The sequence below is a fragment of the Pseudomonas sp. EGD-AK9 genome, assembly GCF_000465935.2.
GTDB lineage: Bacteria > Pseudomonadota > Gammaproteobacteria > Pseudomonadales > Pseudomonadaceae > Aquipseudomonas.
On the sequence record NZ_AVOF01000109.1, the window covers coordinates 1 to 8662 of the forward strand.

Annotated in this window: 8 protein-coding genes and 2 tRNA genes; 8 read left to right on the plus strand and 2 right to left on the minus strand. The window is 64.9% G+C overall.

Annotated elements, in window-relative coordinates; all coding sequences use genetic code 11:
- Positions 1–222: 222 nt before the first annotated feature.
- Together N878_RS06105 and N878_RS06110 are read right to left on the minus strand one after the other, a co-directional pair.
- Positions 223–309, minus strand: a tRNA-Leu gene (locus tag N878_RS06105).
- 84 nt (positions 310–393) lie between these two features.
- Positions 394–480: transfer RNA gene (locus N878_RS06110), tRNA-Leu, on the minus strand.
- Between the two features lie 207 nt (positions 481–687).
- Here N878_RS06110 and rnr point away from each other — a divergent pair.
- From rnr to alr, 8 genes are all read left to right on the plus strand, one after another.
- On the plus strand, positions 688–3192 hold the full coding sequence (rnr, locus tag N878_RS06115; protein WP_021442790.1) for a ribonuclease R: 2505 nt from the start codon (positions 688–690) through the stop codon (positions 3190–3192).
- Positions 3189–3938, plus strand: coding sequence for a 23S rRNA (guanosine(2251)-2'-O)-methyltransferase RlmB (rlmB, locus tag N878_RS06120; RefSeq protein WP_021442791.1), 750 nt, complete (start codon positions 3189–3191; stop codon positions 3936–3938). Before rnr ends, rlmB begins: the two co-directional genes overlap by 4 nt.
- Positions 3939–4255: 317 nt before the next feature.
- A complete protein-coding gene (gene rpsF, locus N878_RS06125; RefSeq protein ID WP_003246846.1) occupies positions 4256–4678 on the plus strand; it encodes a 30S ribosomal protein S6 in 423 nt (140 codons plus the stop codon).
- 28 nt (positions 4679–4706) lie between these two features.
- Positions 4707–4937 (plus strand): 30S ribosomal protein S18, encoded by a 231-nt coding sequence (gene rpsR / locus N878_RS06130; protein WP_003246847.1) that lies wholly within the window; start codon positions 4707–4709, stop codon positions 4935–4937.
- Between the two features lie 36 nt (positions 4938–4973).
- Positions 4974–5867 (plus strand): hypothetical protein, encoded by an 894-nt coding sequence (locus N878_RS06135; RefSeq protein ID WP_021442792.1) that lies wholly within the window; start codon positions 4974–4976, stop codon positions 5865–5867.
- Positions 5868–5888: 21 nt separating this feature from the next.
- The gene (gene rplI / locus N878_RS06140) at positions 5889–6335 is read left to right on the plus strand and encodes a 50S ribosomal protein L9 (RefSeq protein ID WP_021442793.1); all 447 of its coding nucleotides are present in this window, start codon (positions 5889–5891) and stop codon (positions 6333–6335) included.
- A 117-nt stretch (positions 6336–6452) separates the two neighbouring features.
- Positions 6453–7847: a replicative DNA helicase gene (dnaB, locus tag N878_RS06145; protein ID WP_021442794.1), complete on the plus strand. Its 1395-nt coding sequence runs from the start codon at positions 6453–6455 to the stop codon at positions 7845–7847.
- A gap of 124 nt (positions 7848–7971) precedes the next feature.
- Positions 7972–8662, plus strand: a 691-nt coding sequence (gene alr, locus N878_RS06150; protein ID WP_021442795.1) for an alanine racemase, incomplete at its 3' end; no start/stop codon positions are given.

The following is an 8662-nucleotide window of genomic DNA, read 5'->3' on the forward strand; positions in this document are numbered from 1 at the left end:
ACCATCCATGCCGAGGCACAGCGGGCGGCCGAAGCGGTGGCGGCCATCGCGGGCAACGCGCGGGCGCTGGACGAGCTGGCGGCGCAGCTCAAGACCAGCCTGGGGCAGTTCAGGGTGTAGGGTGCGCCGTGCGCACCTCGCTCCCCTGGGGGCTGCGCACGGCACAACCTACTTTTTGACGGGCAATAAAAAACCGAGCCATTGGCTCGGTTTTTTGAAATTTGGTGCCCAGGAGAAGACTCGAACTTCCACGGTGTTGCCACCACTGATACCTGAAACCAGCGCGTCTACCAATTCCGCCACCTGGGCACTGCAGCAATGTTCGTCGTTGCCGACACGGAGCGTTGCATCCGTTTATCTGCAAAGTGGGTTATCAAGCCACTTCACGAAATTTGGTGCCCAGGAGAAGACTCGAACTTCCACGGTGTTGCCACCACTGATACCTGAAACCAGCGCGTCTACCAATTCCGCCACCTGGGCACTGAAACCGATGATTCCTCATCTGCTTCGTGTTACAACGTCTGCTCGACGCTGTGGGCGCGAACTATACGGGCGGGCATTTACCTTGTAAACCCCTGACCCCGAAAAAATTATTGTCGCTGGAAAAGCTGACCCCGAAGGCTTTTTCGCGCTTCAATAGGCATATGGCCCACACATATATACATACGCACAGGTAGCCCCTACTCAATGGCCGATTGGCAATCCCTCGACCCCGAGGCCGCCCGCGAGGCGGAAAAATACGAAAACCCCATCCCCAGTCGTGAACTGATTCTTTCGCATCTGGCCGAGCGCGGTTCGCCGGCCAGTCGCGAGCAGTTGGTCGAGGAATTCGGTTTGCATACCGAAGACCAGCTCGAGGCCCTGCGCCGCCGTCTGCGCGCCATGGAGCGCGACGGCCAGCTGATCTATACCCGCCGCGGCACCTATGCGCCGGTGGACAAGCTCGACCTGATACGCGGTCGTATCAGCGGTCACCGCGACGGCTTCGGTTTCCTGGTGCCGGACGACGGCAGCGACGACCTGTTCCTCAGCCCGGCGCAGATGCGCCTGGTGTTCGACGGCGACCGCGCCCTGGTGCGGGTGGCCGGCTTCGACCGCCGTGGCCGCCGCGAGGGCGGCATAGTCGAGGTGATCAGTCGCGCCCACGAGAGTATCGTCGGGCGTTACTACGAAGAGAGCGGCATCGGCTTCGTGGTCGCCGACAACCCGAAGATCCAGCAGGAAGTGCTGGTCACCCCGGGGCGCACCGCCGGCGCGCGCATCGGTCAGTTCGTTGAGATCAAGATCACTCATTGGCCGACGCCGCGCTTCCAGCCGCAGGGCGATATCGTCGAGGTGATCGGCAACTACATGGCGCCGGGCATGGAGATCGACGTCGCCCTGCGCAGCTACGATATCCCGCACGTCTGGCCCGAGGCGGTGATCAAGGAAGCGCGCAAGCTCAAGCCCGAGGTGGAGGAGAAGGACAAGGAGAAGCGCATCGACCTGCGCCACCTGCCCTTCGTCACCATCGATGGCGAGGACGCCCGCGACTTCGACGACGCGGTCTTTTGCGAGAAGAACAGCAGCCGCTGGAAGCTGTTCTCCGGCGGTTGGAAGCTCTATGTGGCGATCGCCGACGTGTCGCACTACGTCAAGGTCGGCTCGGCACTGGATGTCGAGGCCACCGAGCGCGGCAACTCGGTGTACTTCCCCGAGCGGGTGGTGCCGATGCTGCCGGAGGAGCTGTCCAACGGACTGTGCTCGCTCAACCCGCACGTCGACCGGTTGGCCATGGTCTGCGAGATGAGCATGTCCAAGAGCGGCCAGTTGGTGGACTACCAGTTCTACGAGGCGGTGATCCACTCCCATGCGCGGCTGACCTACAACAAGGTCAGCCTGATGCTGGAAGATCCCAAGGGCAGCGAGGGCAAGGCCCTGCGCGGCGAGTACAAGGAGGTCCTGCCGCACCTCAAGCAGCTCTACGCGCTGTACCAGGTGCTGCTGGCCGCCCGCCACGAGCGCGGCGCCATCGATTTCGAGACCCAGGAAACCCGCATCATCTTCGGCGAAGGGCGCAAGATCGCGGAGATTCGTCCGACCCAGCGCAACGATGCGCACAAACTGATCGAGGAATGCATGCTGGCGGCCAACGTCGCCACCGCGCAGTTCATGCAGAAGCACGAGATTCCCTCGTTGTACCGGGTGCACGACCGTCCGCCGGAAGAGCGCCTGGAGAAGCTCAAGGCCTTCCTCGGCGAGCTGGGGCTGTCGCTGCAGCGTGGCAAGTCCAAGGAGGGGCCGTCGCCCAAGGACTACCAGAAGCTGCTGGAGAGCATTCGCGAGCGGCCGGACTTCCACCTGATCCAGACCGTGATGCTGCGCTCGCTGAGTCAGGCGGTGTACAGCGCCGACAATCACGGCCACTTCGGTCTGAACTACGAGGCCTACACCCACTTCACCTCGCCGATTCGCCGCTATCCGGACCTGCTGGTGCACCGCGCCATCCGCAGCGTGATCCGCTCGAAGGTGGACACTCCGCACGTCAAGCGTGCCGGCGCGGTACCGATGCCGCGGGCGCGCATCTACCCTTACGATGAGGCGGCGCTGGAGCAGTTGGGCGAGCAGTGCTCGATGACCGAGCGGCGTGCCGACGAGGCCACCCGCGACGTGGTCAACTGGCTCAAGTGCGAGTTCATGAAGGATCGCGTCGGCGAGACCTTCGGCGGGGTGATCACCGCGGTGACCGGTTTCGGCATCTTCGTCGAGCTGCGCGACATCTATGTCGAAGGCCTGGTGCACGTCACCGCGCTGCCGGCCGATTACTACCACTTTGACCCGGTGCACCATCGCCTGTCCGGCGAGCGCAGCGGGCGCAGCTTCCGCCTCGGCGACAGCGTCGAGGTCAAGGTCATGCGCGTCGATCTCGACGAGCGCAAGATCGACTTCGAACTGTCCCAGGCCGCCGAACGCGAGGCGGTGGGGCGTGCCGGGCGTACGGCCAAGGCGCCGGGCCTGGGCAACACCGACGTGCAGAAGAGCCGCGAGGTGAAGAAGGCGCTGCTGGCCGGGGCCAAGGGTGGCAAGTCGGGCAAGGGCGCTGCCGCCAAGCCCAGCGGCAAGCCGCCTGCCGCGGCGCGCAAGGGCGCGGGGCACAGCGACAGTGCGCCGAGCTCGGTCGGCAAGCCGCGCAAGCGTAAGGCCAAGCCATGAACCAGCTGGAAAAGGTCTACGGCGTGCATGCCGTCGAGGCGCTGCTGCGTCACCATCCCAAGCGGGTCAAGCAGCTGTGGCTCGCCGAGGGCCGCGGCGAGCCGCGCGTGCAGGCGCTGGTGGCCCTGGCCGAGCAGGCGCGGGTGAGCATCGGTCAGTGCGAACGGCGCGAGATGGATGCCTGGGTCGAAGGCGTGCACCAGGGCGTGGTGGCCGATGTCAGCCCCAGCCAGGTGTGGGGCGAGGCCATGCTCGAGGAGCTGCTCGACCGTGCCGAGGGCCCGCCGCTGCTGTTGGTGCTCGACGGCGTCACCGATCCGCACAACCTCGGCGCCTGCCTGCGCACCGCCGATGCCGCCGGCGCGCTGGCGGTGATAGTGCCCAAGGACAAGTCGGCCACCCTCAACGCCACGGTGCGCAAGGTGGCCTGCGGCGCCGCCGAGGTGATCCCGCTGGTGGCGGTGACCAACCTTGCGCGCAGCCTGGAGAAGCTCCGGCAGCGCGGCCTGTGGCTGGTCGGCACCGCCGGCGAGGCCGAGCAGGAGCTGTACCAGCACGACCTGACCGGGCCGACCGTGCTGGTCATGGGCGCCGAAGGCAGGGGCATGCGCCGCCTGACCCGCGAGCACTGCGATTACCTGGTCAGGCTGCCCATGGCCGGCAGCGTCAGCAGCCTCAACGTCTCGGTGGCCGCCGGGGTGTGCCTGTTCGAGGCGGTGCGCCAGCGGCGCGGCGGCAAGCGCTAAGCCATAAGCGGCGAGGCGTAGGTTGGGCTGAGCTCCGCGAAGCCCAACGCTGACGCAATGACCGTCGGGCGGAGCGCTATGCGCTCCCTGTTGGGCTTTGGCGCTGCGCGCCTCAGGCTGCGCGCCCCGCCCCAACCTGCCGCTGTTCAAATAATCGCCAGTTCGCCTTGCGCGCGGCAGGGGGCTTCTCTAGAATGGCGCCCCTTGCCGCGACGGCAGGCCTTTTCGCGCCTACCGCCCGGCAAGCTCATCACGAGAAAAACCCACTCCTTGCCTGACCACCTTAGTTGGCAGGCTACAACCCGTAAGGAGCATTTATGCGTCATTACGAAATCATCTTTCTGGTTCACCCGGACCAGAGCGAGCAAGTCGGCGGCATGGTCGAGCGTTACACCAAGCTGATCGAAGAAGACGGCGGCAAGATTCACCGCCTGGAAGACTGGGGCCGTCGTCAGCTGGCTTACGCCATCAACAACGTCCACAAGGCCCACTACGTGATGCTCAACGTAGAGTGCACCGGCAAGGCCCTGGCCGAGCTGGAAGACAACTTCCGCTACAACGACGCCGTGATCCGTAACCTGGTCATCCGCCGCGACGAAGCCGTTACCGGTCAGTCCGAGATGCTCAAGGCCGAAGAAAACCGCAGTGAGCGCCGTGAGCGTCGTGAACGTCCTGAAAACGCCGAGTCCAACGACGGCGATGACAGCGACAGCAACGACAGCGACAACGCTGACGAGTAATCCACGGATCTATTGAGGAGCCAATCACATGGCACGTTTCTTCCGTCGTCGTAAATTCTGCCGCTTCACCGCTGAAGACGTGAAAGAGATCGATTTCAAAGATCTCAACACCCTGAAGGCCTACATCTCGGAAACCGGCAAGATCGTTCCCAGCCGTATCACCGGTACCAAGGCCCGTTATCAGCGTCAGCTGGCCACCGCTATCAAGCGCGCCCGCTTCCTGGCCCTGCTGCCCTACACCGACAGCCACGGCCGCTGAGATCGGATAGTCGACAAAAGTTAAGGAATAGATCGCATGCGCGCCCTGGCTGAATTCATCATGCGCGGCCGTATGCAGGCCACCCTGGTGGTGGTGGGATCGGCAGCGATGCCGCTGTTGTTCTGGTTGAGTGCCGCCGCTGGCAGCCTGGTGCTGCTGCGGCGCGGAGCCAACGATGCCCTGGGCATCCTGGCCTGGGCCATGCTGCCGGCAATTGCCTGGTGGTATTTCGGCGAACCGCGCACCGCTCTGGTGCTGGTCGGTGCGCTGGGGCTGGCGTTGTTGTTGCGCGCCGGCTGGACCTGGAACCGCATACTGCTGTGCAGTGTGGCGCTGGGCCTGGTGTATGGCCTGGTTCTCGGGGCGGTGTTCCGCGAACCCATAGAGGCCATGGCCGGCGAGCTGCACAAGCTCTTGCCGACCATGCTCGATGGGGTTCACCAGCAGATGTCGGTGGACGAACGCGCGCGTCTCGAGGCCTTGATCGCACCGGTGCTGACCGGATTGCTGGCGGCCTTGCTGCAGATCCTCAGCTTGCTGAGCCTGATCCTTGGGCGTTACTGGCAGGCGCTGTTGTACAACCCCGGTGGTTTCGGTCGCGAGTTCCGCGCGCTGAGGCTGCCACTGCCGCAGGCGTTGTTGCTGCTGGCGGGCATGCTGCTCGGTCCCAACCTGGGCCCGCAGCTGGCCATGCTCACGCCGCTGTGCAGCGTGCCGCTGCTGTTCGCCGGGATCGCCCTGGTGCACGGCCTGGTGGAAAAGGGTGGGCTCGGCCGCTTCTGGCTGGTCGGGCTGTACATCACGCTGTTGCTGTTCATGCAGCTGATCTATCCGTTACTGGTGGTCTTGGCCATCGTCGACAGTCTGTTTGATTTTCGCGGTCGCCTGGTGCGCAAGAACGGCCCGGGCTCCGCGAACGGTGAAGGTTAAAAGTTAAGAGGTAAGACCCAAATGGAAGTCATCCTGCTGGAAAAAATCGCCAATCTGGGCAACCTGGGCGACAAAGTGAACGTCAAGGCCGGTTACGGCCGTAACTTCCTGCTGCCGCAGGGCAAAGCCACCGCCGCTACCGCTGCAAACGTGGCTGCGTTCGAAGCCCGCCGCGCCGAGCTGGAAAAAGCCGCTGCCGAGAAGAAGGCTGCTGCCGAAGCTCGCGCCGCTCAGCTGGCCGAGCTGGAAGTCACCATCACCGCCACCGCGGGCGATGAAGGCAAGCTGTTCGGTTCCATCGGCACCCACGACATCGCCGACGCCCTGACCGCCTCCGGCGTGGAAGTGGCCAAGGCCGAAGTGCGTCTGCCCAACGGCACCATTCGTCAGGTTGGCGAGTACGACGTTGCGCTGCATCTGCACACCGACGTCGAAGCCACCGTCAAGGTGGTCGTGGTCGCCGCCTAATCGGCAGCTGCCAGGCGGGCTTGCACTCCGGTGCGGGTCTGCTGACAATCGGGCACGGTATCGCCTCGGCGATCCGTGCCCTTTGTTTTTCTATCGCCGTATTTTTTCCCCGAGCCTATGAACGACATCAGCATCCCCGAACAATACGACCTGCAGACCGCCGCGCTGAAAGTGCCGCCGCACTCGATCGAGGCCGAACAGGCGGTGCTGGGCGGCCTGATGCTGGACAACAACGCCTGGGAGCGGGTGCTCGATGGGGTGTCCGACGGCGACTTCTACCGGCATGACCACCGGCTGATTTTCCGCGCCATCTTCAAGCTGGCCGAGCGCAACCAGCCCTTCGACGTGGTCACCCTGTCCGAGCAGCTGGACAAGGAAGGCCAGCTGTCGCAGGTCGGCGGCCTGGCTTACCTGGGTGAGCTGGCGAAGAACACCCCCTCGGTGGCCAACATCAAGGCCTACGCGCAGATCATTCGCGAGCGCGCCACGCTGCGCAAACTGATCGGCATCAGCAACGAGATCGCCGACAGCGCCTATGCCCCGGAAGGCCGTACCGGCGAGGAAATCCTCGACGAGGCCGAGCGCAAGATCTTCGAGATCGCCGAAGACCGCCCGAAGACCGGCGGCCCGGTGGGTATCAACGACATTCTGGTCAAGGCCATCGACCGCATCGACACGCTGTTCAACAACGGCGATGCGATCACCGGCCTGTCCACCGGCTTCGACGATCTGGACAACCTCACCAGCGGCCTGCAGCCGGCCGACATGATCATCGTCGCCGGTCGTCCGTCGATGGGTAAGACCACCTTCGCCATGAACCTGGTGGAAAACGCGCTGATGCGCAGCGACAAGGCGATTCTGGTCTACTCGCTGGAAATGCCTTCGGAATCCATCGTCATTCGTATGCTCGCCTCGCTGGGGCGCATCGACCAGACCAAGGTGCGTGCCGGTCAGCTCGACGACGACGACTGGCCGCGGCTGACCAGCGCGGTCAACCTGCTCAACGACCGCAAGCTGTTTATCGACGATACCGCCGGTATTTCGCCGAGCGAGATGCGCGCGCGTACGCGGCGCCTGGCCCGCGAGCACGGCGAGATCGGCCTGATCATGGTCGACTACCTGCAGCTGATGCAGATTCCCGGCTCCAGCGGCGACAGCCGGGTCAACGAGATTTCCGAGATCTCGCGCTCGCTCAAGGGCCTGGCCAAGGAATTCAACTGCCCGGTGATCGCCCTGTCGCAGCTCAACCGTGGCCTGGAACAGCGCCCCAACAAGCGCCCGATCAACTCCGACCTGCGCGAATCCGGGGCGATCGAGCAGGACGCCGACATCATCCTGTTCGTCTACCGCGACGAGGTCTACCACCCGGAGACCGAGTACAAGGGCGTGGCCGAGATCATCATCGGCAAGCAGCGTAACGGTCCGCTGGGCACCGCCCGCCTGGCCTTCCTCGGCAAGTACTCGCGCTTCGAGAACCTGGCGCCGGGCAGCTACCAGTTCGACGACGAATAAGCCGGAGCTCTCGGGCCGATTTCCCGGATTGCATCCGGGCTACCTCGCGCGGCCAAGGCCTGGATCAATAAAAACGGGCGCCCAGCGGTTAAGATGGGCGCCCGTTTTCCGTTCAGGCCCTGCCATGCGTCCGCTTGCCGCCATCGTCGATCTCGCCGCCATCGTCCACAACTACCGCCTGGCCAAGCGCTGCGCGCCGGGGCGTCAGGCCTTCGCGGTGGTCAAGGCCAATGCCTACGGGCATGGCGTGCGCGAGGTGGTCACCGCGCTGCACGAGGTCGCCGACGGTTTCGCCGTGGCCAGCCTGGAGGAGGCCGCCGAGGTGCGCGCCATGCACGGCGAGGCGCGCATCCTGCTGCTGGAGGGCTGCTTCGAGGCCAGCGAATACCCCATCGCCGCCCAGCTCGGCCTGGATCTGGTGGTGCAGAGCGCGGCGCAGGCCGGCGCGCTGCTCGCCAGCGAGCCGTCGCGGCCGCTGAATGTCTGGCTCAAGCTGGACTCCGGCATGCATCGCCTGGGCTTCGCCGCCGCCGAGTTGCGCGGCTGGCATGGGCGTCTGCGCGCGGCGCCGCAGGTGGCCGAGCTCAATCTGCTCAGTCACTTCGCCTGCGCCGACGAGCGCGGCCACCCGCTCACCGAGCTGCAGGTCGAGCGCTTCCTCGATCTGCTCGATCTGGACTTCGAGCAGCGCTCGCTGGCCAATTCGGCGGCGGTGCTGACCATTCCCGCCGCCCATATGGACTGGCTGCGCCCCGGCATCATGCTCTATGGCGCCAGCCCCTTCGCCGAGCTCGGCGCAGGGGCTGGCGCCATAG

What these genes read in the sequence shown, in the direction of transcription:
- rnr (WP_021442790.1), top strand. Translation starts at nt 688, where the DNA reads ATGGCCGATTGGCAATCCCTCGACCCCGAGGCCGCCCGCGAGGCGGAA.
- rlmB (WP_021442791.1), top strand. Translation starts at nt 3,189, where the DNA reads ATGAACCAGCTGGAAAAGGTCTACGGCGTGCATGCCGTCGAGGCGCTG.
- rpsF (WP_003246846.1), top strand. Translation starts at nt 4,256, where the DNA reads ATGCGTCATTACGAAATCATCTTTCTGGTTCACCCGGACCAGAGCGAG.
- rpsR (WP_003246847.1), top strand. Translation starts at nt 4,707, where the DNA reads ATGGCACGTTTCTTCCGTCGTCGTAAATTCTGCCGCTTCACCGCTGAA.
- N878_RS06135 (WP_021442792.1), top strand. Translation starts at nt 4,974, where the DNA reads ATGCGCGCCCTGGCTGAATTCATCATGCGCGGCCGTATGCAGGCCACC.
- rplI (WP_021442793.1), top strand. Translation starts at nt 5,889, where the DNA reads ATGGAAGTCATCCTGCTGGAAAAAATCGCCAATCTGGGCAACCTGGGC.
- dnaB (WP_021442794.1), top strand. Translation starts at nt 6,453, where the DNA reads ATGAACGACATCAGCATCCCCGAACAATACGACCTGCAGACCGCCGCG.